Source organism: Ruminococcoides bili (assembly GCF_040093295.1).
Lineage (GTDB): Bacteria > Bacillota > Clostridia > Oscillospirales > Acutalibacteraceae > Ruminococcoides > Ruminococcoides intestinale_A.
Genome location: NZ_JBBNJY010000012.1, coordinates 22,083 through 47,002 on the forward strand (window position 1 = coordinate 22,083; position 24,920 = coordinate 47,002).

At 32.5% G+C, this 24,920-nt stretch carries 30 protein-coding genes and 1 riboswitch; all 30 genes read left to right on the forward strand.

Going from position 1 to position 24,920, the window contains the following annotated elements; genetic code table 11:
- Positions 1-5: 5 nt before the first annotated feature.
- The 30 genes from AAAY30_RS05610 (at position 6) to AAAY30_RS05755 (ending at position 24,874) form a co-directional block, all read left to right on the forward strand.
- Positions 6-4,979: a type VII secretion EssC family protein gene (locus tag AAAY30_RS05610; RefSeq protein WP_499215775.1), complete on the forward strand. Its 4,974-nt coding sequence runs from the start codon at positions 6-8 to the stop codon at positions 4,977-4,979.
- The gene (locus AAAY30_RS05615; RefSeq protein WP_294667006.1) at positions 4,976-5,689 is read left to right on the forward strand and encodes a LytR/AlgR family response regulator transcription factor; all 714 of its coding nucleotides are present in this window, start codon (positions 4,976-4,978) and stop codon (positions 5,687-5,689) included. Before AAAY30_RS05610 ends, AAAY30_RS05615 begins: the two co-directional genes overlap by 4 nt.
- The gene (locus tag AAAY30_RS05620; RefSeq protein WP_294663624.1) at positions 5,686-6,363 is read left to right on the forward strand and encodes a hypothetical protein; all 678 of its coding nucleotides are present in this window, start codon (positions 5,686-5,688) and stop codon (positions 6,361-6,363) included. The genes AAAY30_RS05615 and AAAY30_RS05620 overlap by 4 nt, the downstream gene beginning before the upstream one ends.
- Positions 6,360-6,608: a ubiquitin family protein gene (locus tag AAAY30_RS05625; protein WP_302484594.1), complete on the forward strand. Its 249-nt coding sequence runs from the start codon at positions 6,360-6,362 to the stop codon at positions 6,606-6,608. Before AAAY30_RS05620 ends, AAAY30_RS05625 begins: the two co-directional genes overlap by 4 nt.
- Before the next feature lie 138 nt (positions 6,609-6,746).
- Positions 6,747-7,046, forward strand: a complete 300-nt coding sequence (locus tag AAAY30_RS05630; RefSeq protein WP_294663628.1) for a WXG100 family type VII secretion target — start codon at positions 6,747-6,749, stop codon at positions 7,044-7,046.
- A gap of 29 nt (positions 7,047-7,075) precedes the next feature.
- Entirely contained in the window at positions 7,076-7,390 is a 315-nt protein-coding gene (locus AAAY30_RS05635; protein WP_294663629.1) for a WXG100 family type VII secretion target, read from the forward strand.
- Positions 7,391-7,539: 149 nt separating this feature from the next.
- Positions 7,540-7,911: a hypothetical protein gene (locus AAAY30_RS05640; RefSeq protein ID WP_294663631.1), complete on the forward strand. Its 372-nt coding sequence runs from the start codon at positions 7,540-7,542 to the stop codon at positions 7,909-7,911.
- Complete coding sequence (locus tag AAAY30_RS05645) at positions 7,895-8,191, forward strand: RNA-binding protein (RefSeq protein WP_337781598.1); 297 nt, start codon at positions 7,895-7,897, stop codon at positions 8,189-8,191. The genes AAAY30_RS05640 and AAAY30_RS05645 overlap by 17 nt, the downstream gene beginning before the upstream one ends.
- 10 nt (positions 8,192-8,201) lie before the next feature.
- Positions 8,202-8,540, forward strand: coding sequence for a hypothetical protein (locus AAAY30_RS05650; RefSeq protein ID WP_302484592.1), 339 nt, complete (start codon positions 8,202-8,204; stop codon positions 8,538-8,540).
- A 12-nt stretch (positions 8,541-8,552) separates the two neighbouring features.
- On the forward strand, positions 8,553-8,864 hold the full coding sequence (locus AAAY30_RS05655) for a hypothetical protein (protein ID WP_302484591.1): 312 nt from the start codon (positions 8,553-8,555) through the stop codon (positions 8,862-8,864).
- On the forward strand, positions 8,865-9,386 hold the full coding sequence (locus AAAY30_RS05660) for an FHA domain-containing protein (RefSeq protein WP_294667016.1): 522 nt from the start codon (positions 8,865-8,867) through the stop codon (positions 9,384-9,386). It begins immediately after the preceding gene.
- Positions 9,387-9,397: 11 nt separating this feature from the next.
- Positions 9,398-9,721 (forward strand): WXG100 family type VII secretion target, encoded by a 324-nt coding sequence (locus tag AAAY30_RS05665; RefSeq protein WP_302484590.1) that lies wholly within the window; start codon positions 9,398-9,400, stop codon positions 9,719-9,721.
- Positions 9,722-9,732: 11 nt separating this feature from the next.
- Entirely contained in the window at positions 9,733-10,077 is a 345-nt protein-coding gene (locus AAAY30_RS05670; RefSeq protein WP_294663644.1) for a WXG100 family type VII secretion target, read from the forward strand.
- Between the two features lie 10 nt (positions 10,078-10,087).
- Positions 10,088-10,399 (forward strand): WXG100 family type VII secretion target, encoded by a 312-nt coding sequence (locus tag AAAY30_RS05675; RefSeq protein ID WP_302484589.1) that lies wholly within the window; start codon positions 10,088-10,090, stop codon positions 10,397-10,399.
- 17 nt (positions 10,400-10,416) lie between these two features.
- Positions 10,417-11,541 (forward strand): hypothetical protein, encoded by a 1,125-nt coding sequence (locus AAAY30_RS05680; RefSeq protein WP_302484588.1) that lies wholly within the window; start codon positions 10,417-10,419, stop codon positions 11,539-11,541.
- Between the two features lie 38 nt (positions 11,542-11,579).
- Positions 11,580-11,855, forward strand: a complete 276-nt coding sequence (locus AAAY30_RS05685) for a DUF4176 domain-containing protein (protein WP_294663650.1) — start codon at positions 11,580-11,582, stop codon at positions 11,853-11,855.
- Between the two features lie 53 nt (positions 11,856-11,908).
- Complete coding sequence (locus AAAY30_RS05690) at positions 11,909-13,099, forward strand: hypothetical protein (RefSeq protein WP_302484587.1); 1,191 nt, start codon at positions 11,909-11,911, stop codon at positions 13,097-13,099.
- Between the two features lie 15 nt (positions 13,100-13,114).
- Positions 13,115-13,636: a hypothetical protein gene (locus tag AAAY30_RS05695; protein WP_302484586.1), complete on the forward strand. Its 522-nt coding sequence runs from the start codon at positions 13,115-13,117 to the stop codon at positions 13,634-13,636.
- A gap of 41 nt (positions 13,637-13,677) precedes the next feature.
- The gene (locus AAAY30_RS05700; protein ID WP_499215774.1) at positions 13,678-14,316 is read left to right on the forward strand and encodes a zinc ribbon domain-containing protein; all 639 of its coding nucleotides are present in this window, start codon (positions 13,678-13,680) and stop codon (positions 14,314-14,316) included.
- 699 nt (positions 14,317-15,015) lie between these two features.
- Entirely contained in the window at positions 15,016-15,204 is a 189-nt protein-coding gene (locus AAAY30_RS05705; RefSeq protein ID WP_302484584.1) for a hypothetical protein, read from the forward strand.
- Between the two features lie 80 nt (positions 15,205-15,284).
- Positions 15,285-15,524, forward strand: coding sequence for a hypothetical protein (locus AAAY30_RS05710; protein ID WP_295026869.1), 240 nt, complete (start codon positions 15,285-15,287; stop codon positions 15,522-15,524).
- Between the two features lie 306 nt (positions 15,525-15,830).
- The gene (locus tag AAAY30_RS05715) at positions 15,831-16,460 is read left to right on the forward strand and encodes a class I SAM-dependent methyltransferase (protein WP_022235095.1); all 630 of its coding nucleotides are present in this window, start codon (positions 15,831-15,833) and stop codon (positions 16,458-16,460) included.
- An 18-nt stretch (positions 16,461-16,478) separates the two neighbouring features.
- Positions 16,479-17,282, forward strand: coding sequence for an SDR family NAD(P)-dependent oxidoreductase (locus AAAY30_RS05720; RefSeq protein ID WP_499215773.1), 804 nt, complete (start codon positions 16,479-16,481; stop codon positions 17,280-17,282).
- A gap of 17 nt (positions 17,283-17,299) precedes the next feature.
- Positions 17,300-18,022, forward strand: coding sequence for a cohesin domain-containing protein (locus tag AAAY30_RS05725; RefSeq protein ID WP_252559500.1), 723 nt, complete (start codon positions 17,300-17,302; stop codon positions 18,020-18,022).
- Between the two features lie 37 nt (positions 18,023-18,059).
- Positions 18,060-18,242: riboswitch (cobalamin riboswitch) on the forward strand.
- A 100-nt stretch (positions 18,243-18,342) separates the two neighbouring features.
- Positions 18,343-19,809, forward strand: coding sequence for a DUF4430 domain-containing protein (locus AAAY30_RS05730; RefSeq protein WP_302191301.1), 1,467 nt, complete (start codon positions 18,343-18,345; stop codon positions 19,807-19,809).
- A 21-nt stretch (positions 19,810-19,830) separates the two neighbouring features.
- Positions 19,831-21,243, forward strand: coding sequence for a prenyltransferase/squalene oxidase repeat-containing protein (locus AAAY30_RS05735; RefSeq protein WP_295026875.1), 1,413 nt, complete (start codon positions 19,831-19,833; stop codon positions 21,241-21,243).
- Positions 21,243-21,755, forward strand: a complete 513-nt coding sequence (locus AAAY30_RS05740; protein ID WP_022235100.1) for a DUF4430 domain-containing protein — start codon at positions 21,243-21,245, stop codon at positions 21,753-21,755. The genes AAAY30_RS05735 and AAAY30_RS05740 overlap by 1 nt, the downstream gene beginning before the upstream one ends.
- A complete protein-coding gene (locus tag AAAY30_RS05745; protein WP_249376480.1) occupies positions 21,755-22,618 on the forward strand; it encodes an energy-coupling factor transporter transmembrane component T in 864 nt (287 codons plus the stop codon). Before AAAY30_RS05740 ends, AAAY30_RS05745 begins: the two co-directional genes overlap by 1 nt.
- Positions 22,591-24,189, forward strand: a complete 1,599-nt coding sequence (locus AAAY30_RS05750; protein WP_295026878.1) for an ABC transporter ATP-binding protein — start codon at positions 22,591-22,593, stop codon at positions 24,187-24,189. Before AAAY30_RS05745 ends, AAAY30_RS05750 begins: the two co-directional genes overlap by 28 nt.
- A gap of 1 nt (position 24,190) precedes the next feature.
- Complete coding sequence (locus tag AAAY30_RS05755; RefSeq protein WP_295026880.1) at positions 24,191-24,874, forward strand: ECF transporter S component; 684 nt, start codon at positions 24,191-24,193, stop codon at positions 24,872-24,874.
- The last annotated feature ends 46 nt before the right edge of the window (positions 24,875-24,920 follow it).

Genomic DNA, 24,920 nt, shown 5'->3' on the forward strand with positions numbered 1-24,920 from the left:
ATATTATGATACTAATTATTTATCAAAACGAAGTTATGAGGGAGGTATTGCTTCCTAATATAAATAATTCTGATTATAAAGTTTATATTGATAAAGACCTTTATTTATTAAATAAAAGTCTTTATTTGAACTTTGAATCAGTTAATCAGGAGTGGTATATATGTGACGGCAGAAATTATGCGATTACTTATAATCACGAGCAACAAAATAAAATTTTACTTAATAATACTGAAATGTTCAATATAAGAACTGATAAAGACGAACTTTTAAAATGTATTGTTGTGAGTAATGCCTTTACTTTTAAAGCGTTTGATAAATACCTTATAAAACATATAAAAATAATTGATATTGGGCGTTCATCGGAGAATTTAATTCAATACGAATATAACGGTATGGTATCGGGAAGCCATTGCAGTATAAAAAGCAATGACGGTTTGTGCTTTTTATATGACTACAGTGCTAACGGAGTTTTTATAAACGGTAGTAGAGTACATAATTATCAAGAATTAAAATTTGGAGATATAGTAGACGTATTTGGATTAAAAATATTGTTTTTTGATGATGTTATTGCTATAGGTTCTGTAATCAGTGATTATAAAGTAAGCTCTAAGCTTGCAAAGATTGATTCATTAAAATGTGATAATTTAAAAACTTTTTCAAATAATAAGCATCAAATAAGATGGTTTAATCGATCACCTCGATTTATACCTAATTTAAGTACAGCTCCTATAGTTATAGAACCTCCGTCAAATCCGCAATTTTCAAAAAGGAGATCTATGTTGCAAACAATCGGACCGTCATTGACAATGGCAATACCGATGTTGTTGGGTTGTGGACTTGCTATTTTAAGTCAGGCGATGACAGGTGGAGCGTCAAGTGCATTTATGTTTACCGGTATTATTACGGCTGTAGGCTCTGCTTTAATAGGAACAATGTGGGGATATATAAATATAAAAACTACCCGCAGAGAAGAATTTGCAGAGGAAAGTAAAAGATTTAATATATACGGTAATTATCTTATAAGTATTACAGATGAAATAAAATCAATATATTTAAATAATTACAATGTATTAAATAATATGTATCCTTCTTGCGGTCAATGTTTAAAATATGATGAAAATTCTGAACAGCTTTGGAACAGAAATATTAATCAGAGTGATTTTTATTTTTGCAGACTTGGCCTTGGCGATATGGCTTTTCAGTCGGAAATCCAAATACCAAAAGAAAAATTTACTCTTGAATATGATTCATTAAAAGACAAACCGCAAATGATTTATGATAATTTTAAAATACTTAAAAATATTCCGGTAGGAATAGATTTTAAGAATAACAATTTATATGGCATTGTAGGCGGAGAGAAAAAAGTCGGAGCAGATGAAGTTTTAAAGGTAATTATTACTCAAATTATTTCAAACATCAGTTATACAGATGCGAAAATTGTTTTTTGCTTTAATAATACAGTAAATAATAATTTTGAAAAATGGAATTATATGAAAATATTGCCTCATATTTGGTCAGAAAATAAAAAGAACAGATATTTTGCAACTAACAAACAAGAAGCAAGTGATGTTTTCTTTGAAATATCAAATGTGTTGAGAACACGCTGTGAAAATGAAGATGAATACACTAAAAATGGCAGTTACAAACCGCATTATTTCTTATTTGTTTTAGATAATTCTTTAATTGACGGTGAAATTATTTCAAAATATATATTTAATACAAATAAAAGTATTGGAATAACTACTTTTATAGTAACTGAATATTGCCGAGATTTACCGAGCAGTTGTATTAATATAATTCAAAATGACGGTGAAGGGTGCAGATTCTTTAATACCGTCGATCAGACAAATAATATTAAAAAAATCAAGCTCGATTATGTGGATGATAACTTGCTTATAAATATGGCTCGAAAATTATCTAATATATGTGTAAAAGAAGTTGAAGATGATAACAGTATCGTTTCATCCCTTGACTTTTTTGAAATGTACGGTGTATCAAAATTATCTGAATTTAACATAATTGAACGCTGGAGAAAAAATAAGACATATAATTCTATGCGTGCGCTTATAGGTAAAAAACAGGGCGGAGTAAATTGTTACCTTGATATTCACGAAAAATACCACGGACCTCATGGTCTTGTTGCAGGAACTACAGGTTCCGGTAAAAGTGAGCTAATTCAGACTCTTGTATTGTCTTTGGCAATTAATTTTAGCCCTGAAGATATGGCTTTCTTTATTATAGATTTTAAAGGTGGCGGTATGGCAAATTTATTTTCAGATTTACCGCATCTTGCCGGACAAATTTCTAACTTATCGGGAAATCAAATTGTAAGAGCAATGATTTCTATTAAAAGTGAGAATTTAAGACGGCAAAAGATTTTTAGCGAATATGGTGTAAATAATATAAATAACTATACAAGACTTTATAAAAGCGGTGAATCCAAAATCGCTATACCACATTTAATTATAATAATTGATGAGTTTGCGGAATTAAAAAAAGAAGAACCTGATTTTATGCGTGAACTTATAAGTGTTGCGCAGGTAGGCAGAAGTTTGGGTGTACATTTGATACTTGCAACACAAAAACCGAGTGGCAGTGTAGATGACAATATCTGGTCAAATACAAAATTCAGACTTTGCTTGCGTGTTCAAGGAAAACAAGACAGTAATGATATGTTACACAAACCGGATGCAGCATATATAACTCAGGCAGGCAGATGTTATTTACAAGTTGGAAATGATGAGATTTATGAACTTTTCCAATCAGGTTGGAGCGGAGCTGTATATGATGAAAATTCAGATGATAATAAAGCTGAAATAGCAACTATGATTACCTCTACGGGAAAAACTGCTGTTGTAGGAAGTCATACAAAGATGAGAAGAAAAGAAATTGAAAAGAAAAAATGGATTTCTTTTTTGCTGAATCAATATAAAACACTTTCCGATTATACAGAAAATAATTCAAAAATAATTTTGTCAAAATCTGAAGTTGCAGAGGTACTTGTCCGTAGGGCAAAACAATTCGGATATAATTTTGGTTCAAGTGAGTCGGATATACAGACAATGAGTAATTTTGTCGATTTACTTCCGATAAAAATTGAAAATTGTGATGAATTATCTGAGAAAATTATCAATAAATTTGTAGCGCAAAATAAAAAACTCCCTGAACCTAAGGAAAAAACTCAATTAGAAGCTATTGTTGAATATATAAAAGATATTGCAGAGAAAAACGGTTATGTAAATAATATGAAACTATGGTTGCCTTTACTTAGTAATATGATTCCGCTTAATACGCTTTGTAATATAAGTGATAATTATACAACTCAATGGGAAAAACAAAACGAATGGTCGCTAAATGCAGTAATCGGATTATATGATGACCCGAAAAATCAGTTGCAATTGCCATATAGTATTGATTTTGCGGATGGAGGACATTTTGCTGTATGCGGCTCGGTAGTAAGCGGTAAAAGTACTTTTTTACAAACTTTGTTATACTCTTTTGCCGTAAAATATTCACCGAAATTTGTTAATTTTTATATACTTGATTTTAGCAGCGGTATGCTTTCGCTATTTGAAAATTTACCGCATACGGGAGGAGTAATAAGAGATTCACAAACAGAAAAAACAGAACGATTTTTTAATATGATAACGACCGTTATGCAGGAGAGAAAACTTGCATTTAGCGGAGGTAATTATTCACAATATGTTAAGGTTAACGGAATTAAATATCCTTCTTTATTTATTGTTATTGATAATTACGCTAATTTTAAAGAAAAAACTGAAAATAAATATGAAGATATTTTGATCCGTATTTCGAGAGAGGGTGTAGGATATGGTATATATCTTATTATGTCATCTGCCGGCTTCGGTATGAGTGAAATTCAAAACAGAATTGCCGATAATATAAAAACTATTGTATGTCTTGAAATGGGTGATAAGTATAAGTATATGGATATAATGCGTACTACACATCTTGAAGTAATGCCTGCGCCTGGTATAAAGGGCAGAGGTATTTGTTATGTCGGTGATCGAATACTTGAATTTCAGACTGCTGTTGCTGTTGAATCTAAAGATGATTATGAAAGAAGCAGTATTATAGAAAGAAATGTTATGAATTTGAGAAACTCTTGGAAAGGTTTTGTGGCTAAACAAATCCCATCAATTCCTCAAAATCCAACATTTGAAGAAATAATATCTGAAAACGAATGTAAAAATGCTTTGCACGACAGTCAAAAAATACCGTTTGCATATGAAAAAGATAATGCTGATATTTATAGTATTGATTTATTGGCTACTTATTGTTACAGCATAACAGGAAAGAAAAGAACAGGTAAAACTAATGTAATGAAATTACTTGTTATGGCTGCATCATTAAAAGCAAATGACGGTGAAATTGTTATTATTGAAAAATCAAGCAGTGAATTAAAACAAATAGCAAACACAATAGGTGCTGAATATCTTATTGATGAAAAATCGATTTCAGATTATTTTAATAAACTTGTACCGGAATTTGTTAAGAGAAATAAATCAAAGCATCAATTACTTAACGAAGGAAAAAATGAAAGCAAAATTTATAAATTGATGCAGATAAATAAACCGGTTTATATTTTTATAGCGGATATGAATATATTTTTAAAAAGTATTTATTATCCTGAAAATAATATAAGCGCTATGAATCCTTTTTTTGAAAACATATTTGAAAAAGGTTTTCTGCATAATATCTTTTTCTTTGCTTGCATAAACACTGATGAATCAGCTTCTCTTTCCAGTTTTAGAGCATATAATATTTTTACTTCATACAAAACAGGTGTACATCTTGGAGGCTATCTTTCTGCTCAAAGAGTATTTGCATTTCAAAACATTAATTTTAATGATATGTCAAAATCTATGAAAAAAGGTTTAGGACTTGTTCCCTCTTCTGAAGATGAATCAATAGCTCAAACTATTGTTATTCCATTGTTTGGAGAGGGTAACAGATGATTTCTCTTTTATCATATTCGAAAATGAAATCCGAACAGAAGTTATGTAAAGATACGGTAATAAATATTTGCAGCAGAATTACTGATGATGACCTGAAGTTTGTTTTAATTAATAATTATGAGGATTTTTTGAATTTGACAAGCAGTCTTCCGTCATACGATATATCTATATTTGATATAGTAAATGACAGAGCTATTAATGCGGCAGAAAGCGCTCGTTCTGAAAATAAAAGTATGTTTATTATGATAATTGCGGATAAAAATATATCACCTATGGAATATATAAAACCTTCAATTATGGCGAGTGCTCTTTTGTTAAGACCTTTTTCAAAGGAAATGTTATCAACTGTTATTAATAATCTGTTAATTGAATATTTAAAGAAATATTCATCAGGTGACGGCGAAAAAGCTCTTGTAATAGAGAATAAAGGTGAAAGACAGATTATTCCTTACACCAATATAATGTATTTGGAATCACGAAGTAAAAAAATATATGTGATTGTAGGCAATAAGGAATATTCATATTACGATACCCTTGATAATCTTGAAAATAAGCTTGGCAGTGAATTTATCAGATGTCACAGAAGTTATATCGTTTCCAGATATTACATTAAAAAAATTCAATTATCACAAAATTTAATTGTGTTAAATGATGATTCACTTATACCAATCTCAAGATCATATAAAAGCAGAGTTAAGGAATTAAAATGAGATTTAGTTACATATTTAATCAAGATGAATTTAAAATGCTTCTTGCTTTAGCGGGTTATAAAAAATTATATGGTTATAGTTTAGAAAATAAGATTATTTCTGCAGATTGCGCAGGATATGCTTTCAATAATCTGTATAAAGAAAAAATAATTATTAAAAATTTAAACGGATTTAAAATTGAACCTGAAGTTCACAGTGCTTTAAAAACAATTGGCGAATTTGAACATTATATGATTATAAATTCAAACGACATTTTTTTGAATACTTTGAGTTGTTATATAAGAAACGGTCGGATAGTTGTATGCAGCGGAGTAACTGTTTCTCAAAATAAGGTTAAAATATCATCTTTTTCTGTAACACAATTTATAGATTTCCTTTTAGAAAATTCATACATTCCAAAATCAGAAAGTCAAATAGAAATAGAAAATGTGGAATTGGAGAATTTTGAAAAACAAATTGATATCAGTAACCGCAATTGTATAAACAATAAAAAAATTCTTTTAAATATTTTGCTTTGTAATAATAATTCAACTGTATCTGAAATTTTTTTAATTAATTATTATTTGTATGATTATTTTCTTATTAAAAGTAATGATTCTTTTAAGAGAAAATCGTACACACAAGATAATTTTAGATTATTACTTGATGAGATTGTGTTTGGGAGTAAAAAATGATTTTAGTTAACATATTTATACCGTTAATAGATAAAGAATATGAATTTAAACTTAATGAAGATGTACCTGTTTATTGGATTATTGAAGAGGTATCTGCTTTGATTTGTCAGAAAGAGCAGTTTACTTTACCTAGTAATACACAAAAATTTATGCTTTACAAGATTGAGTGTAGTCAAACCTTGTCGGTAAGTTTGAGTTTATATGAAAATGATATTAAAAATGGAGATAGACTCATATTAGTTTAATAAAAATACTGTTTATGGGCGTTCGTCATATAAATATGCTGTTCGTCAGCTTTTAATCAAATAATATTACATTGTAATATAATAAAGACAATCCGATAAGACATCGGAAAACAAAAAAATATTTTGGAGGTAAAAATTATGTCAGAATTTAGAGTAACATCGTCACAGCTTAACAGAGGCTCGCAGGAATTGCTTGATTTAAACGGTCAGTTTCAGGCAGCAATTTCAGCACTCGAAAATTACGAAAGCAGTCTTAACGGTATGTGGGATGGCGAAGCCAATGATGCATTCCACGCTGCTTTTATGACAGATAAAGGAAAAATGACAGAGTTTTATAAATTAATTATCCAATATGCAACAAGCTTAAATGCAATTGCTACAAGATATGATCAAACAGAACAGATGAATACAGATATTGCAAACAGAAGAACTTATTAATTATATAAATGTAAAGGAGTGTATTTATTATGACAGGAACAATTAAAGTATCACCGGAAAAACTTAAGGAAACTGCATCAAGTTTTAGCAGTGAGGGTAGTAAAATCCAAACATTGACAAATGAAATGCTTAATAAGATTTCAGCTCTTTCTTCTGCTTGGGAGGGCGAAGCAGCCACCGCATACATAAATAAATTTAAAAGTCTTGAAACAGATATTCAAACACTTATTCGTATGATTAACGAGCATGTTTCGGATCTTAATCAGATGGCTGAAGCGTATGCCACAACAGAAAGGCAGAACGAAAGCGATGCTTCATCACTTTCCTCGGGTATAATTTCTTAATATAACTTTGTTCATTTTTATCCTTATCTTTCTTTAACATAAATCCTTTTATAAAAGGGCAAATTTTTGAAATATGATAGGAGAAGTTATATTTTTCCTGTCATATTCAAAGATTTGTGATTAATTTGATTTTTATGGAGTGAAAAGCTATGAAAATTAATATAGGTAAAACAGAGGTTTTTGCTGAAAATATAAAAAACACATCATATAAATTAGATGAAATAGAAGAAGAACTGCATAGGATAAAAATAAAACTTTCAGATAATCAAACAGAAGTTGACGGAATAGTTACACACATATCTAAAATAGAAGATTATATTGAAAACTCCTTATATACTCTATTAAAAATGAGTATAGCCGTTCAGCGAATATCCGATATATTTATTACTACAGAGAAAAATATTGAAAGAAGATTAGAAGAAAAGCCGGCAAAAAAGAATACAGAACCCAAAATTGAATTTATAAAAATTAACAACATAGATATTTTTCAAGGAATTATGAACAATGGAGAAGATAATTAATATAGAAATAAACGATCTGAAGTATTTATATAGCCAATTAAGTTTAGCTATTGATTGTTTACATACAGATATAAAAAACCTTGAGGAAGAACTCGAAATTTTGCTTCAATACTGGAAAGGTGAATCTCAACAGATATTTATTAATAATTTAAAAAATGATATTGATGAATTGAAAGAGCTTGCTAAAAGCTATAGTAATTATTGTGACTTGGTTAAATTTTCTATTGCTGAATATATAAGTGATAATGATGAGGCTATTCGTATTATAAACAAAATATAAGGTGACGGTAATGACAAGAAATCCTGATAAAAATAACGATACGTCTGTGGTTGTAAATGAAGATAAGTTAAAAATTATTTCAACTCAAATTGAGAAAAAAGTAAATGATATTGAGCAAAAATTATATTTGATAAATAGTTTATTTTCTGATATAGAATATTGCTGGAGTGACAGTGCAGCTGATTTATTACGGGAAAATTATCATTATGATAAAGAAACTGCAGAGAATATTATTTATAATTTAAAACAAAGAAAAAAAGATTTACAAGAAATTATAATTAATTATGAAAGCGTTGAAAAAAAGAACACAGAAAAAGCAGATTTGCTGCCAAATGTAATTTTAGAATGATAGGTTGGTACTATGAGCAAAGAAATTAAATTTGATTTTTTGCTGAACAAATATATAAATAAAGAAATTGAAAATGTTTATGAACAGTATAAAAAGACTGTACTTAATTCATTTGTTGATAGTACGCAATTGATAGAATATGGTTGGCAAGGTGATTTTGCAGAATCTATGATGAGAAAGATTTACAATTTGCAAAATGAATTAGAAAAAATAGGCGATGAAATTTTATCTGTAGATATTGAATTAAAAGAACTTACAAGGCGAATGCAGATCATAGAAGATGAATCAAAGAGAATTGCAAACGATAATCAGGAGCAAAGATAAATGATAGTTATAGTAATTTCGGCGGCAGTTATTATTTTAATTTTAGTAATAGCAATTGCAATTTTATTAAAATCAAGAAAAAATAATAAATTCAGAAGTGATATACATATTTCTGGCGGTGTTGATGTAGACACAGGTCAGATGATTTCTGACAACAATTATTTTATTGGTATGGGTGATGACCAAAGAGATACAATTGTAGTAGGAGCAAAAAGTCAAAAATCTGTTTATATTACACTAATTAATATGAACAGTGAAACTCGAAAAGAGTATAATATAAATCTTTCAAACAGAATAATTATCGGCAGAGTATATGCCAAGGGGATTTTAACAATAGATAATGATTCTATGATTTCTCATCAGCATTGTGCTTTATATTTAAATGGCGGCAATGTGTATATAGAAGATTTGCATTCGGCTAATCATACTTTTTTAAATGATGATATAGTGATGAAACCCAAAATATGTTATGACGGCGATTTAATAAGAATAGGTCAAACAAATTTAATGATACAAATGTGAGGAGGACAAGTATGGCTTCGGAAACAGAAATAAAAAATAAAGTGCTTGCTGTAGATACTGACAGATTGCGTTATGATTCATATGATGTAATTTCAGATTTAGATAGGGTACAAGGATATGTACATGAAATGTATGAAGATGTTTCAGGGCTAAATGCTATGTGGAAAGGCAAAGCAAACGAAACTTTTACCAAGCAGTTTTCTAAAGATTATACAAAAATAAAAGACTATATAAATAATCTGAAAGCATTAATTGAAACAATAAAAGAAAAAAGCAAAGAATATGAAACTTGTGAAAATAATGTAAAATCATATATTTCAAAAATTAATATTTGAGGTGAGTGTTTATGGCAAATAATACTTTTACATCATCTTTTGGAGATATAACACTGGAGGTTTCGCCGGAACAGCTCAATAGTACAGCCGAAAATATCAGTAATAAAATAAATAATGTAAATAATTTATTTGCTGATATAAGCAAAAAAATTAACGGTATGCGAGGTTACTGGGAAGGATATGTATCGGAAGATAAGGTTGAGAGTTACAACAAACAAAATGATAACATAAATAATATGATAAAAAATCTTAAGACATATGTAGACGAACTTAAAACCATATCTTCTAATTATGCACAAACAGAATCGGCAATTGTTACGGCAACGAATGAATTACCGTCAAATATATTAGAGTAGGTGATATAAAATGACAAAATATCAGCTGTATTGTAATTTTAATCTTGCAAATAAAAAAGCTGATGAGCTTGATGAAATTGCAAATTCAATAAAAATTCTTGCAAATATAAGAATCTCGGATAATATAAATCAAATCAGAGCTAATTGGTCAGGCGATGCGTCAAATGAGTTTATAAAAAAGCTTAATGCTTTTTCAGAAAAATGTAAAAGAGAGGCTGATAGTATTTCTGATATTGCAAATACTATCAGGCGTGTAGCAAAAAGGACTTATGATACCGAAATGAAAGCTCTTGAAATTTCAAGAAAGCGAGCATACAAATAAAAAGGAGGTGCTAAGCAGTGTCAAGATTTTCTGTACTTGTCAGTGCGTTGGAAAATGAAACAAGCAATTTTAATACATATTGTAATGAATTATCAGAATATTCTTCAAAAGTTAATTCTATAAAAAATGTATTACCGATATACGGAAATGCCGGCACTCAAATAAAAATTTCGCTTAAAAACAGCAACATAAATATTAAGCAATTACGAAAAAGTTCATTTAATTTAAGCAATGGTCTTAACGTTATAGGAAAATGCTATACAGAGGTTGAGTCAAAATCTTGCAGATTAAATTTAAACGATGTTTTAAATACTACTGCTTCAATTGCAAGAATTATGAATCCTGCAACTGAGCCGTTTGCTGTCTGGGATTTATTAAAAAATAACAAAGGAACAGTTTTTTGGGACGTTGTTGGTGAATTTGGTATGGGCGGTTCAATAGTATCAGCTTTTGGAAAAGGAGCGAAAGTGCTAACAGGACAACCACTTACTTTTAAAGATTGGATATCAATCGACAAAGACCTAACATCTGCTGCAGGTTCTGCAATGGATATTATTGATGATTTGGAAAGTGGTAAATTTAGCAAAGCTTCCTTTTGGGGCTATTCAACCTCAGAAGGCTCATCAATAGGAACAATATTTAAAGATGAATTTAAAGATTATACTTTTAAAAATACTGATAAAGTTACCCAAAAAATAAAAGTTGGGACAAAATGGGCAGGAATAGGCTTGAACTTATTGTCGAGAGGTTACGATAACTTTGTTGATATTGATTCAAATGATGTTAATAATACCACAGAAAGAAAAATTGCTGAAACTATAACGGAAACAGCTGTTGATTTTGCGATTGATAAAGCTATAAATATAGGCTTAACTGCTGCGGTGACTGCAATTGCTGGTTTTACCCCTGTCGGTTGGGGTGCTGTTGCTGTTGGTGTTGCGGCAGTCGGAGTAAAATGGGCTGCAGACGGAATCTGTAAAAATATTACCGGCAAAGATTTAACAGAAACTATTTCGGACGGAATTATAGATTTATCAAATTGGACAACAGATGTTGAAATTAAAATTGCAAAATCAGTTACGGGCGCTATAGGAGGTTGGTGGAACAAGATTACAAAATCACCTCAAAGTGCAAGTAGTTAATTAAAGTTATAAACTGTTTAATGTACGGAGGTTTAATTATGAATGTTAAAGAATTATTACCTATTGGAAGTGTAGTGCTTTTGGAAGGTGCAAAAAAGAAACTTATGATTTATGGTGTGGGTCAAACACAACTTAATGAAGATAAAGATTATGATTATATAGGTGTTGTATATCCTGAAGGAAATATGGGCGAAGGTTCACAATTCCTTTTTAATCACAGTGATATAGCAGAAGTTGTATTTGAAGGTTATACAGATGAAGAAAGAAATATTTTCATTGAAAAGCTAAAAGAATTTTATGATAGTCAAAATTAATAAATTATATTTTTGACTATTGTAAAATCTTATGTAATGGAGAGGGGAGAATAATGGCAAAATTTTCTGTACTTGTCAGTGCGTTGGAAAATGAAAAGAGTAAATATAATTCTTATAAAGGTGAGTTATCCTCTTATTCATCAAAAATAAATTCTGCAAAAAATGTATTGCCGATTTTAGGTGACACAGCCGTTCAGCTGAAAAATGCTTTAGCTAAAAGTAAGGAAAATGTAAATACTTTATCGGATAATGCACATAATTTATCTCAAACTTTAGAACAAATATGCTTGTTGTATATTAATGTTGAAAAAAATTCCAATAATTCATCTGATAATAATTATGTGGTGAGTAAATCGGAGAACAACCCTTTCAGTAAATTTTTTCCGCCTTTTACAAATAACTTATTCTATACCGGTTTACTTGAACTTATAAGGAAAATATTTAAAGGTAATAAAATCAATGGTTATGAAATTGATTCTATAGTTTTTGATGATAAAGGCTCTTTTGGAGGAGATCAAGGAGCAGCGCAGAAGTTAAAAAATAACAGTGAAGAAAGAAAGCAAATCGAAAGTATTATTAGAAGAAACCTTAAAGATTGTGATGGATCTGATAATATCAATTTAGCTAATTATCTAAACAAACTAAATAGTGAAGGCTGTGGCTATGTTGCATTAGCTAATACAATTTTTGTATATTATCAGGGCAAAGAAAAAGATTTTGAACAAGCTTTTGGATATTCAATGTACAATAAGAATGGAGATTTGAATTATAATTTATTAATAGCTGATGTGTATTCTTCTATGGATAATAGAAAAAATGGTGTATATAATAAGTATGATGACTATAATTCGGATAAAGATGGAGAATATGATACATATAATCCTTGGAATGATACAAGTGGCCAAGGAAGTAATCCTGAAAACTACCAGAACTATTTAAATAGTTTTATGTCTAAAAGAGGCATAGATTCAGAAGTTGCAAAATTAGAATCAAATACTATGACAATTGAAATTTTAAAAAAATATACCGATAGTGGTAATAGCGTCCTTTTGGGTTATTATAATGGTAATATTTATAAAGAAAATGGTGAAATACAACAGTATATTGATGGTGGCCACGGTATGATAGTTACAGGTATAACTTATGATGGAAAATATATTGTTTCATCTTGGGGTGAAAAATATATTATAGATCCTAATGAGGGACAGTGTGAGTTATATACTATTAAATACAGTGAAAAGTAGCTTTGGAGGATTGCAATGTTTAATAAATGTTCATTGTTATATAAACAATTGGCTGAACAGATGTTGATAGAACGATATTCTTTAAAAAGATTAGAGGATAGATTTGATAATGAATCCAAAATCTTTTTATATGATAAAGATAAGGAAAACAATGGATTAAAATATTTTTGTCTATTTAATAATGCCTATGTGGAAAGGCTACCTAAAAAGGAATATTCAATTTTTATTAATTTTCTTAATCAACCGGAAAATGAAAACATAGAGAATTTATTAAAAATTGTAGCGGAAACTTATCACAAAGTTTTAGAAAACGGTGAGCGGGAAAAGTTTTGCCTTTGCTTGAATAGCAGTAATAATTACCCAACAAAAGACACTATTATTTTTGAGTTTAAAGATAACAAAGAATTTGACAGTAACGGTAATTATATACAGCCAAATGAGGAAAAGAAAACTATTGTTTTTGAAAATGTAAAAATACAATATGAAAAACTTGTACATGAAAAAACAGGAGATAATATTTGCTTAATTCGTATTTAATATTTAAAAATATTGTATATTAAAATGATAAGGAGAAATTTATGTATTGTCCAAAATGCGGTAAAAAATGTAATGATCAGGATACATTCTGCAATCAATGCGGTTATAAATTTAATAAAGTTACCGATCATTCAAATACCAATAATAACTATGCCGATTCGTTTAATAATCGGAATTTCAATCAAAAACAAAATAACAATGTATCCAAACAACCTGTACAAAATTATCAACAGCCCGTTCCAATAAATTCAAATTATCCTGCGGAATATAATAATTCTTATTTTGACGGAACAGGAATTCAGCTCGCTGGATGGAATTTTTTATGTAGATTGCTTTCTGTAGTAACATTTGGATTTGGTATACCTTTTGCCTGTTGTTTAAAAATCAGATGGGAAACAAAACATACGATTATTAACGGTAAAAGATTGTACTTTAACGGTACAGCTTTACAGTTATTTGGAAAAGTAATTTTGTGGGGATTAATATTAGGTACAATTTTAATAGCACCTGTTATTGTTGCAAGATATATGAGTTATGTAAATTATTCAGACTATTTTTATAGTGGAACATATTTTAGCAGTACAAAATTCCTTTCGTTTTTACCCCTTATAGTAATATTTGATTTGCTTGTAGGTGTTTTCGGTAATGCTTTCTTTTCGGTTTACATAAAAAATGGATAGTAAAACATACTACTTCTTTTTATGACAGAGGATTAAATTATAATTCTTATGCGCTGGCAGGAAATTATGTAAACGGATATAATCAAAAACCTCAAGGCGGTAATATAACTACAGAGAATATAAATCCTAAAAATTATAGTAATAATAATTCTATTGCCAAAACATCTGATACGCCGAAAAATAACACCGAAACAGGTAATATTTCTGATGAATTATCGAATAAAAACGAATCAAATTTAAAAAGCGGTAATATAATTAAGAAAGAAAATTCGGTATCAAATAATTTAAATATCAAGGAAAGTTTTGATGTTAAAACAACTGAAAATTTTGACTTAAAAAGTACAAGTGATGTTTCTGACAGTAATTATAATTTAGATAATAATAGTTATAACTACAAAGAAAATATGACTGATGTTAAAGAAAAAAATTATAACGATAGTCGATATATTTCAGACAATTATGAAAATGAAAAAATTTATTGTCCTACTTGTTCTGCTGAAATTGAATACGGTATAGAGTCTTGCCCACATTGTGGTTCTGTGTTCAGATGGGATTAATAATTAAAATCTATAATAGTAAAGCAATGGCTTTTCCCTTCATCACGGAAAAATGTGGGATAATCAAAAATAAATATTGAAAAAGAGCATAGGAAGCTCCAAAATTGTAGTTGACAAGACAAACAATGAAGGAGAGAAACCTATGCTATATTTAGATGATATCAAAGTTGAATTTGAAAGTCAAGAATTTAAAGGAACACATATAGGAATCAGCCCTAATAAAGATAAAAGCGTACTGTTTTGGGAGAGCGTAAGGTCAACGCAGACAGTTCGGTGCCCTTATTGTGGAGGCAGTGTATATATTTATGAAAACGGAGAGCTTGTAAAATAAAGTGTGTAAGTTAGAAAAATAACTAGCACACTTTTTGCAATTGGGAAAAAGTGTGCTACAATGAAAGAAAGGAAAAAGGAATGAACGAAATGGCAAAAAAGAGAGAAAGCACACCGGGCGAGAACCTCGCAAAGCAAATTATTGAACAGTACAATCCCAAAAGCGTAGCCGATATCTCGGATGACACCGACAAGCTCGAAGACTTCAACAACAAGATCAAGGTCGCTAAACGAATCGGCTACGGTTACCTTGATTCGCTATCTTTCTATTCCTTCTGTCCGTTCACCATTCCACAAAAAATCTTGATGAGGGATTATTAATTAATTCGGAAAATGATAATAAAGCGGTTTCGGTTGAATGGGACGGAAAGAATATAGTATTGTAAAATTAAATATGATTTTGGCTTTTGACAATAAAACCTAAATGGGTATATCGGATATGTATTGTATGAGTGACGATTATTTGGTGCAGGAACTTATTGATGAACAAAAATCAAATAAAATAAATCAATAAGTAATTGTAAAATGTATAAATATGTGTTATAATCGATAGCACAATAATGAGTTTAAAGCAAAATTAATATATTTGATAAAGTTAATATGTGTTTTACGGAAAGGAAGATTCTTGTGAAATATCATAAGCTGTTGGAAAATGCCAAGAAGCCGAAGGGCTTTTGGGGCAAAAAAATGATTAGTTCCATGAATGAAGGACATTACGAGCTTACCGGTTGGGCGCTTGATCATATAAATTTTGAAAGACATTATCGTGTGCTTGATGTTGGCTGCGGCGGCGGTCTTACCGTGTCACGAATAGCAGAGAGAATCGGTAACGGCAAGGTTTACGGAATAGATTATTCTGCGCTTTGTATCAAACATTCAAAGGCACAGAACAGAAAAAACATTCTCTGTAATAAGGTTAAAATCGTACTTGCCTCGGTTTCGTCTTTGCCGTTTGAGGATTGCAGCTTTGATGTTGTAACTGCGGTAGAAACCTATTACTTCTGGCCGGACAAACTTAATGATTTAAAAGAAATTTATAGAGTGTTAAAGCAAAACGGCAGGATTATGCTTGTATTTGAAATGCTGAAAACTCCCGAAGAACCTGATAAATGGAAGGCTGTAGAGGACAAGGTAGGCATAAAAACAGTGACAGAGGAGGAGATACGGGAAATGCTTGCAAAGGCAGGCTTTGAAGACATTGAAACCCATAAAAAGGACGGCACTACATGGCTTTGTGCCATCGGTGTCAAAAAATAAATAAAAGCAGGTGAATATATGAAGGCTTTAATTACAGGAGCAAGTTCGGGGATTGGTAAGGAAATTGCGAGAATCTTGGCTGCAATGGGGTATGATTTGATAGTTGCGTCAAGAAACTATGATAAGCTGACAGAGCTTAAGGCTGAACTTAAAAATGTAAATGTCAGAGTAATCACCATTGATTTGTCACGGGAACAAGACGCTATTGATTTGTATGAGCATTTAAAAGACGAGAATATAGATTTTCTCGTCAATAATGCAGGCTTTGGCGCATATGGCAGATTTTTGGATGTACCGCTGAAAAAAGAGCTTGATTTAATTCACACAAATATAAGTGCAGTGCATATTCTGACAAAATGCTTTTTGCAGGATATGGTTAAGAAAAATAAAGGCTACATTCTTAATGTAGGTTCGTCAGCGGGCTTTTTGGCGGGTCCGACTTTTTCAAGTTATTATGCATCAAAAAATTATGTTGTAAGGCTTACAGAGGCTGTTCACGAAGAACTGAGGCGACAGGGCAGTAATGTTAAAATTTCCGTGCTTTGTCCCGGTCCTGTGAATACTAATTTTAATAATGTTGCGGATGTAAAGTTTTGCCTTAACGGACTTTCGCCGGATTTTGTTGCTAAGTATGCGATTGAGAAAACTATGAAAGGCAAAATGGTTATTATTCCCGGCTTTACAATGAAAGTAGCAAAAGTTGCTCAACGGTTTGTGAGTGAAAATATGCTTACACGCATTTCCTACAATGTGCAGAGCAAAAAAGAGGGACAAAGGTCAGATATCGAACAAAAAAATTTTAATAAAGCAGAACACGCTTAAAAAGGAGCGGAGAAAATATGAAAAGATTTGTATTATTAATGTTTACGGTTCTTTTCATAATTTTCTCCGCTGTTTCTGTTTTTGCCGCCGATACAAACGGCGTAGCTTTCAAAACAGAAGATATAAATTGTGATAAAGGCAGAATTTTTAAGGTTGATGTAAAGGCAAAATCGTCCGAAAAAATCTCTGCCGTATTATTAAAATTTACTTATGACAGAAATATAATAGAATACCGTTCAATCAGTTCCGATTCGGACAGTCTGGCTTATGCTTATGATAACGGAAGTACATTAAATGTATCTTACCTTTGCAAAGACGGCAAAAATATTGATAATGACACGGTAATACTTACTTTAGAATTTAAGGCAACAGCCGAAGGTCAGAGTAATTTGCAATATACAGCCTATGATTGTGTTAATTCTTCGGCAGAAAGCGTTGAAATTTCGCAATGTTCAAGCGGTAAGGTAAGTGTTACAAAACAAGGCAGTGAAAAATCAAATGATAATGAAAAATCGGATACAACGGAATATAAATCCGAAAGCAATGAAAGTACAGGAAATTCAGAAAAAAGCAGTATTGACGAACTCGGTTCATTAAACGGCAAATTTTCAGACAACACTGTATTTATGCTTATAGTTGGAGTTATTTGCGGACTTGCTGTCGGTGTTTTGTGTTTTATGCTGTATTTATCTGTGATAAAGCGGAAAAATAAGGCAAAAGAGGAAAAAGACAGGCATTAACTTGACATAACACCGATTATGCTATAAAATTTAATTTGAACTTAATATTTGTTATGGTTTATTCATTTAATTAATAGGGAAGACGGTGCAAGTCCGTCACAACCGCCATTACTGTAAACAGTTATAGCCTTGGCTCATGCCATTGGGAAACCGAGAAGGCGCCTTGGCTGCTTTAACGCAGACTGTAAGTCAGGAGACCTGCCATAACATAGTTTGAAAAACTTTCTTGGGCAGTGGGAGAATAGTTATTGGGTAAATTATTACCCTTTATATAGCTATGCCTCTTTTAAGGGGCTATTTTTTATTTAAGGAGAATGTTTATGAAAACAACAGCAAAATTTATTTCTGCTTCACTTGCTACTTTGCTTGTTTCTGCATCTGCAGTTACGGCATTTGCGGCAGAAACAAAAGACATTACAGTTTCACTCCGTATTGAGGGTGTGAATTCTTGTGTGCTTTATGACAATTATGAAATTCCACAGGGTAGTACGGCAGCTGACTTAATTCAGTATGCAGACAAGCTTTCTGATGATGTTACGGTAACAGGCGCCGAAAATAATTACATAACAGATGTAAACGGCGAAACAGCAGGCAAATTCGGCGGCTGGGACGGCTGGCAGTATATTGTAAATTCAGTTTCACCAAATGTTGGCGTAGGTGATTACACACTTAGCGACAATGATACAGTTGTTCTTTATTACGGTGATTTTCCTTGTCTTCTTCCGCAGATTGACACTTCGGCATTAAACAGTGACGGCAAAATCAGTTTTAATGCAGAGTCAACTACATATGACAGCGACTGGAATCCGACCGTAAGCACAGTTGCTATTGCAGATATGACAGTTACTTTTGACGGTCATACTTATACAACAGATGAAAACGGTACAATTTCACTTAGCAAGGCTGATTTTACATCAGGTGAGCACAGTGTTCAGGTTGAAAAGAAAAATTCAAACGGTGCTCCTGCCGTACTTCGTTATGCTGACGACTTTACAGTTAATATTGCAAGAGAAAACACAATTAATGTAAATCTCAGAATTGAAGGTCCGGAGGCTTGCTACCTTAAAGACACATTTGAAATTGCAAAGGACAGCAATGTCGGTCAGCTTATCTCATATGCAGACGAAGTTTCTGATAATATCGAAGTAGTAGGTGCAGATGCAGGCTATATTTCAGAGGTAAACGGCATTGCAGCAGGTTCATTCGGCGGCTGGGACGGCTGGTATTATGCTGTAAACAGCGTAGTTCCTAATGTAGGAGTAAGCGATTATACACTTAATAATAATGATACAGTAGTTCTTTATTACGGTGAGTATCCATGCTACCTCCCGATTGCAGATACTTCATTGCTTACGAGCGAGGGTAAAATTACATTTACAGCAAAGGCTACATTCGGTGACGCTGTTCTTCCGATTGATAATATGACAGTATATTTTGACGGCAAAGAATACACAACAGATTATAACGGTGTAGTTGTAATTGATAAGGATCAGCTTACATTCGGTCCTCACAGCTTACAGGTAGAAAAGTACGGTTACAGCGGTGCTCCTGCAGTTCTTCGTTACGCAGATGACTACACAGTATTTGTAGATACAAAGATTGTCAATGATGTAAACCTTGACAGTAAGGTAGACATTAACGATGTTACAGCTATTCAGACATACCTTAGCAATTATAACAATATTAGCGAAGAACAAGTAAGAATTGCTGATGTAAACAAAGACGGAAAAGTTGATGTAAATGATGTTACAGCACTTCAGACAATTCTTTCGGGTGAAACAGAATAATTCTAATAAGGAATGATAATTATGCTGAAAAAACTGACAGCTTTACTTATATGCGCAGTAATGTTATCTTTATCGGTAACAGTAAATGCGGCTGAAAACTACACAAAAGAAGATATTTCAAAAACTATAGACGGAATTATCTCGTATAAATCGGCAATTTTAAAGGCTGACGATACAGCTTCGTTTGTACAAAAACTTTCTGAAACCACAGATAATTCTGAAACACAGTGGTATATTATTTCTTTGTCAAAATACGGTACAGATGTAACTGCTGTACAAAGTTCTATGATAAAATCTGCCGAAAAGTTATATAAATCAAAAAGCAAAGCTACAGATTTTCAGCGTACCTCACTTGCACTTTATGCCTGCGGACTTAATCCTGAAAATATCAACGGCAAAAATTTGCTCAGTGACGGAGTTTATAACAGTGAAAATGTGAACAAGCAAGGCATAAATGCATATGTTTATGCCTTGCTGTCACTCGACTGTGCAAATGCAAAAGTTCCGAGTGAAGCAAAATATGACAGAGAATATTTTATTAAAAAAATTATAGGCTTACAGCTTTCGGACGGTGGTTTTACACTTATGGGAAAGTCTGCCGATACCGATGTTACCGCAATGTGCTTACAGGCACTTGCTCCTTATAAATCTGACAGTACGGTAAAAGAATCTATTGACAGAGCACTTGATGTTTTATCTAAAAAACAAAATGAAAAAGGCGGATATTCTTCTTTCGGCACAGTAAATTCCGAGAGTGTTTCCCAAGTTATTTCTGCGCTTGTTGCACTCGATATAGATGTGCAGTCGGATTCAAGATTTATTAAAAACGGCAACACTCTTGTTGACAATCTCATGACTTTCAAAAATTCTGACGGCGGTTTTTCTCATATTGAAAACGGAAAATCGAATAATATTGCGTGTTATCAGGCATTAAACTCACTTGTTGATTTATATAAATATATGTCAAAGGGCAATACCGAGATTTTTGAATTTGACGATACAAAGAAAAATAATTCTAATAGCGAAAATTCCCGACAGAACACTGAAAATTCAAACACAGACAGTTCTGAGGTTAATATAGACAGCAACAATAAAAATAATTCTGTAAATACAGGTGATATTACAGAAAAACATAATTCGCAAGTTGACGAAGGACAGCAGGAAACAACTGTAAAGCCCGAATCCAATAATGCGGAAAATTATGATGATCAGGTAATGGCTTTGGCAGATGACAATTATGAGCCTTTTACGCTTGCATCTACTCCGGATTCCGTAGCGGCGGCAAATTCGGATGACGACAATAATTTTATTTTCTATGTTTCTCTTATCGGACTTGTGGCAGTAGCGGCTGTGCTTTTAATTATAAGATTAACAGTGCTGAAAAAAGACGGTGAGCCGTTCAGATTATTCGGCAAAAGAAAAGGTGACAAATAATGAAATTAAAACTTTTATTACTTGTATTGATAATTACTGCCGTGCTATGCGGCTGTTCGGTTCAGACTCCCGATGACTACTATTCCTCTTCATCTCAAAAAGAGGGAATGGAGGTTACTTTTTCAATCAACTGCTCAACCATTTTAAATAATATGGATCAGCTTGAAAGCGGTCTTGAAAGCTATGTTCCGAGTGACGGCGTAATTCTCAAGCCTACAAAGATTACTCTTGACGAAAATGCTACCGCATATGATGCGCTTAGTGAAGCCTGCCGTCAGAATAAAATTCAATATGAATACGAGGGAACGGACGCGGATATTTATATTGAGGGTATCGCAAATCTTTATGAATTTTCTTGCGGTCAGCTTTCGGGTTGGGAATACTGCGTAAATGATGTTTTTCCGTCGGTAGGCTGCAATTCTTATGATTTGCATGACGGAGATACAATTAAATTCTTATATACCTGCGATTTGGGTGCAGATATCGGAAACGAATTTACAGGAGAAGAATAATGCTAAGATTTAATTCCTTTAATCCGCTGGCTCAGCTTATATATTTTGTATCTGTGCTGTTGGTATCAATGTTTACATGGAATTATATAATTTTACTGCTGTCGCTTTTCGGAGCGGCGGCTTATTCTGTATTACAAAAGGGTTTTAAATTATTTTTAAAATCCTTTTTTGGTTATGTGCTGATTTTTTTACTTGTAACAATAACCAATCCGCTTTTCTCACACAAGGGAGTAACACCGCTTATATTTATAAATGATATTCCTATTACGCTTGAGGCTATAGTTTACGGTGCGGTGCTCGGACTGATGCTTTTGAGCGTGATACTTTGGTTTTCGGTATTCAACAGCGTGTTTGATTCCGAAAAACTTATATATATTTTCGGAAGATTTTTACCAAGACTTGCATTATTGTTTTCGATGGTACTTCATTTTGTGCCTAAATTTATTCTTGTGTTTAAGCGCACATTGGCGGCTCAATCCGATTTTTGCGGTAAAAATAAATTTAAACAATACATAGGTGCATTTTCTGCTTCGGTTTCCGTAATGCTTGAGGGTTCGGTTCAAACTGCCGATTCAATGAGCGCAAGAGGATACGGAGTTAAAAAGCGCAGTTTTTACTGCCGCTTTCCTTTTACAAAAGCAGATACGGTTTTTACTGTACTTTCTCTGGGAATGTTGACTACAGTGCTGTTTGCTTTAGCGACAGGTCAACTTGATTTTCTTATATATCCGCATATCGAGATGTGTGATATTACAATATTATCCGTAATCGGAATGTCGGCTTTCGGTGTACTGTCATTTATGCCGTTTATCATTGAGTTAAAGGAGGAGCTTGTATGGAAATTTTCTCTGTCAAAAATTTAAGTTTTACTTATCCGCAGATGCAGGAAAAGGCTTTGGATAATGTGAATTTCACTGTGAAAAGGGGAGAGTTTTGTGTTATCTGCGGTCAGTCCGGCTGCGGAAAAACAACACTGCTAAGACTTTTAAAGCCGCAGGCAGCTCCTCACGGCACAAAAACGGGAGAAATATTTTTCTGTTCCGAAAATATTGAAAAATGCAGTGAAGAAGATACGGCTTTTAAAATTGGCTATGTTTCGCAAAATCCCGAAAATCAAACAGTAACCGATACCGTACTCCATGAACTTGCCTTTACGCTTGAGAATATGGGAATGTCGAGTGAAGAAATAAATATTAAAATAAGTGAAACGGCTACTTACTTTGGACTTTCAAAAATAATAGAACAAAAGACAAACTCACTTTCTGGCGGTCAGATGCAAATTCTTAATCTTGCGGCGGCATCTGTTGCCGAGCCTGATGTATTAATTCTTGACGAACCCGCAAGTCAGCTTGACCCTGTATCGGCAGAAAACTTTTTTACAATTCTTGACAAGCTTAATAAAGACTTGGGTATCACTGTAATTATTACCGAACACAGACTTGAAAAACTGTTTCCCGTTGCGGACAGAATTATTGTTATGGAGCAAGGAAAAATAATTACCGATACCGCACCTAAAGATACTTGCAATGCTCTTAGCAAAATTTCAAAAAATCATCCTATGATGCTCGCCTTGCCCGTGCCTGCACGGCTTTATTCCGTAACGGACTGTAAATCGCAATGCCCCGTTACGGTCAAAGAAGGCAGAGAACTTTTTGCAAAATATAGCAAAAATAATTCTTTTACAGAACATACATTGCAGAATAATAATTCCGACGATGAAATATTATCGGTTAAAAATGTATATTTCAGATATGATAAAAAGTCTGATGATGTGCTCCTCGGTCTTAATTTATCGGTAAACAGAGGAGAAATTTTTTCGGTTGTCGGTGCAAACGGCAGCGGAAAATCAACTTTGCTTTCCGTAATAGGAGCAAGGCTTAAGCCGTACAGAGGCAAGGTAAAACTAAATGAAAAAACAGCTACTATGCCTCAAAATCCACAATTGTTATTTGTTAAAGACAGCTTGCTTGAAGACTTTAAAAGCGTGAGCGGGGATTTGGAAAAAATAAATAAATTGTCAGAAAAGTTTAATGTACACCGTCTTTTAAATCACCATCCGTATGACCTTAGCGGAGGTGAAATTCAGCGTGCAGGTTTTGTAAAACTTTTACTTCTCGAACCGAAAATATTATTGCTTGACGAACCGACAAAGGGTTGTGACAGTTTTTCAAAAGCAGAACTTGCAAAAACTTTAAAAGAACTTTCCGACCACCAAATTACAATATTACTTGTTACACATGACCTTGATTTTTCGGCTGAAGTTTCCACCGTATGCGCAATGCTTTTTAACGGTACTCTTTCAAAAAGACTTGAACCGCACGAATTTTATTGCGGAAAACGATTTTATACGACTTCTGCAAATAAAATTTCACGAGGTATAAAAGACGGCATTATAACAACGGAAGAGTTGATTTCCGCTGTTAAGGAGGAGTAAAATGACTGCTAAAAAGATAATAAAATACTTATGTGTTTTTGTGGTTGCGCCGCTTATTGTACTTTGCGGAGTGTTTTTCTTCGGCGACCGCAAATATGCCTTTATATCGCTTGTTTTGTCGGTGGTTGCCTGTATTCCGTTTTTTATTTCTTTTGAAAAAGGTAAAAACGATGCACGCCGAATTGTTATAATAGCTGTTATGACGGCATTGTCAGTAGCGGGCAGGTTTGTATTTGCTCCCATTCCGTTTTTTAAGCCCGTTACTGCAATTGTAATTATTACCGCTATTTATCTTGGCAGTGAAGCAGGTTTTATTACAGGATCTTTTTCTGCTGTGGTTTCAAATTTCTATTTTGGACAAGGACCATGGACTCCGTTTCAAATGCTTGCGTGGGGACTTATCGGATTTTTGGCGGGCTTGCTTGCTAAAAAACTTGTTGAGAGTAATGTGTTGCTTATTATTTACGGCGCTCTATCGGGCATAGTATTTTCTTTTATAATGGATGTATGGACAACTCTCTGGGCTGACGGCACATTTAATATAGCAAGATTTGTGGCAAGCATTACAACCGCAGCACCGTTTACCGTTGTTTATATGGTTTCAAATGTAATATTCCTGTTGCTGCTTACAAAACCAATCGGAAGTAAATTGCAGCGATTAAAAACTAAATACGGAATTTTTTAGGACAAGGGGAAGTTTAGCTTTCCCTTTTTATTTTGCCGTGTATTAT

Excerpts from the sequence above, each read along its gene's own strand:
- AAAY30_RS05610 (WP_499215775.1), top strand. The coding sequence starts at position 6 with ATGATACTAATTATTTATCAAAACGAAGTTATGAGGGAGGTATTGCTT.
- AAAY30_RS05615 (WP_294667006.1), top strand. The coding sequence starts at position 4,976 with ATGATTTCTCTTTTATCATATTCGAAAATGAAATCCGAACAGAAGTTA.
- AAAY30_RS05620 (WP_294663624.1), top strand. The coding sequence starts at position 5,686 with ATGAGATTTAGTTACATATTTAATCAAGATGAATTTAAAATGCTTCTT.
- AAAY30_RS05625 (WP_302484594.1), top strand. The coding sequence starts at position 6,360 with ATGATTTTAGTTAACATATTTATACCGTTAATAGATAAAGAATATGAA.
- AAAY30_RS05630 (WP_294663628.1), top strand. The coding sequence starts at position 6,747 with ATGTCAGAATTTAGAGTAACATCGTCACAGCTTAACAGAGGCTCGCAG.
- AAAY30_RS05635 (WP_294663629.1), top strand. The coding sequence starts at position 7,076 with ATGACAGGAACAATTAAAGTATCACCGGAAAAACTTAAGGAAACTGCA.
- AAAY30_RS05640 (WP_294663631.1), top strand. The coding sequence starts at position 7,540 with ATGAAAATTAATATAGGTAAAACAGAGGTTTTTGCTGAAAATATAAAA.
- AAAY30_RS05645 (WP_337781598.1), top strand. The coding sequence starts at position 7,895 with ATGGAGAAGATAATTAATATAGAAATAAACGATCTGAAGTATTTATAT.
- AAAY30_RS05650 (WP_302484592.1), top strand. The coding sequence starts at position 8,202 with ATGACAAGAAATCCTGATAAAAATAACGATACGTCTGTGGTTGTAAAT.
- AAAY30_RS05655 (WP_302484591.1), top strand. The coding sequence starts at position 8,553 with ATGAGCAAAGAAATTAAATTTGATTTTTTGCTGAACAAATATATAAAT.
- AAAY30_RS05660 (WP_294667016.1), top strand. The coding sequence starts at position 8,865 with ATGATAGTTATAGTAATTTCGGCGGCAGTTATTATTTTAATTTTAGTA.
- AAAY30_RS05665 (WP_302484590.1), top strand. The coding sequence starts at position 9,398 with ATGGCTTCGGAAACAGAAATAAAAAATAAAGTGCTTGCTGTAGATACT.
- AAAY30_RS05670 (WP_294663644.1), top strand. The coding sequence starts at position 9,733 with ATGGCAAATAATACTTTTACATCATCTTTTGGAGATATAACACTGGAG.
- AAAY30_RS05675 (WP_302484589.1), top strand. The coding sequence starts at position 10,088 with ATGACAAAATATCAGCTGTATTGTAATTTTAATCTTGCAAATAAAAAA.
- AAAY30_RS05685 (WP_294663650.1), top strand. The coding sequence starts at position 11,580 with ATGAATGTTAAAGAATTATTACCTATTGGAAGTGTAGTGCTTTTGGAA.
- AAAY30_RS05690 (WP_302484587.1), top strand. The coding sequence starts at position 11,909 with ATGGCAAAATTTTCTGTACTTGTCAGTGCGTTGGAAAATGAAAAGAGT.
- AAAY30_RS05695 (WP_302484586.1), top strand. The coding sequence starts at position 13,115 with ATGTTTAATAAATGTTCATTGTTATATAAACAATTGGCTGAACAGATG.
- AAAY30_RS05700 (WP_499215774.1), top strand. The coding sequence starts at position 13,678 with ATGTATTGTCCAAAATGCGGTAAAAAATGTAATGATCAGGATACATTC.
- AAAY30_RS05705 (WP_302484584.1), top strand. The coding sequence starts at position 15,016 with ATGCTATATTTAGATGATATCAAAGTTGAATTTGAAAGTCAAGAATTT.
- AAAY30_RS05710 (WP_295026869.1), top strand. The coding sequence starts at position 15,285 with ATGAACGAAATGGCAAAAAAGAGAGAAAGCACACCGGGCGAGAACCTC.
- AAAY30_RS05720 (WP_499215773.1), top strand. The coding sequence starts at position 16,479 with ATGAAGGCTTTAATTACAGGAGCAAGTTCGGGGATTGGTAAGGAAATT.
- AAAY30_RS05725 (WP_252559500.1), top strand. The coding sequence starts at position 17,300 with ATGAAAAGATTTGTATTATTAATGTTTACGGTTCTTTTCATAATTTTC.
- AAAY30_RS05730 (WP_302191301.1), top strand. The coding sequence starts at position 18,343 with ATGAAAACAACAGCAAAATTTATTTCTGCTTCACTTGCTACTTTGCTT.
- AAAY30_RS05735 (WP_295026875.1), top strand. The coding sequence starts at position 19,831 with ATGCTGAAAAAACTGACAGCTTTACTTATATGCGCAGTAATGTTATCT.
- AAAY30_RS05740 (WP_022235100.1), top strand. The coding sequence starts at position 21,243 with ATGAAATTAAAACTTTTATTACTTGTATTGATAATTACTGCCGTGCTA.
- AAAY30_RS05745 (WP_249376480.1), top strand. The coding sequence starts at position 21,755 with ATGCTAAGATTTAATTCCTTTAATCCGCTGGCTCAGCTTATATATTTT.
- AAAY30_RS05750 (WP_295026878.1), top strand. The coding sequence starts at position 22,591 with ATGGAAATTTTCTCTGTCAAAAATTTAAGTTTTACTTATCCGCAGATG.
- AAAY30_RS05755 (WP_295026880.1), top strand. The coding sequence starts at position 24,191 with ATGACTGCTAAAAAGATAATAAAATACTTATGTGTTTTTGTGGTTGCG.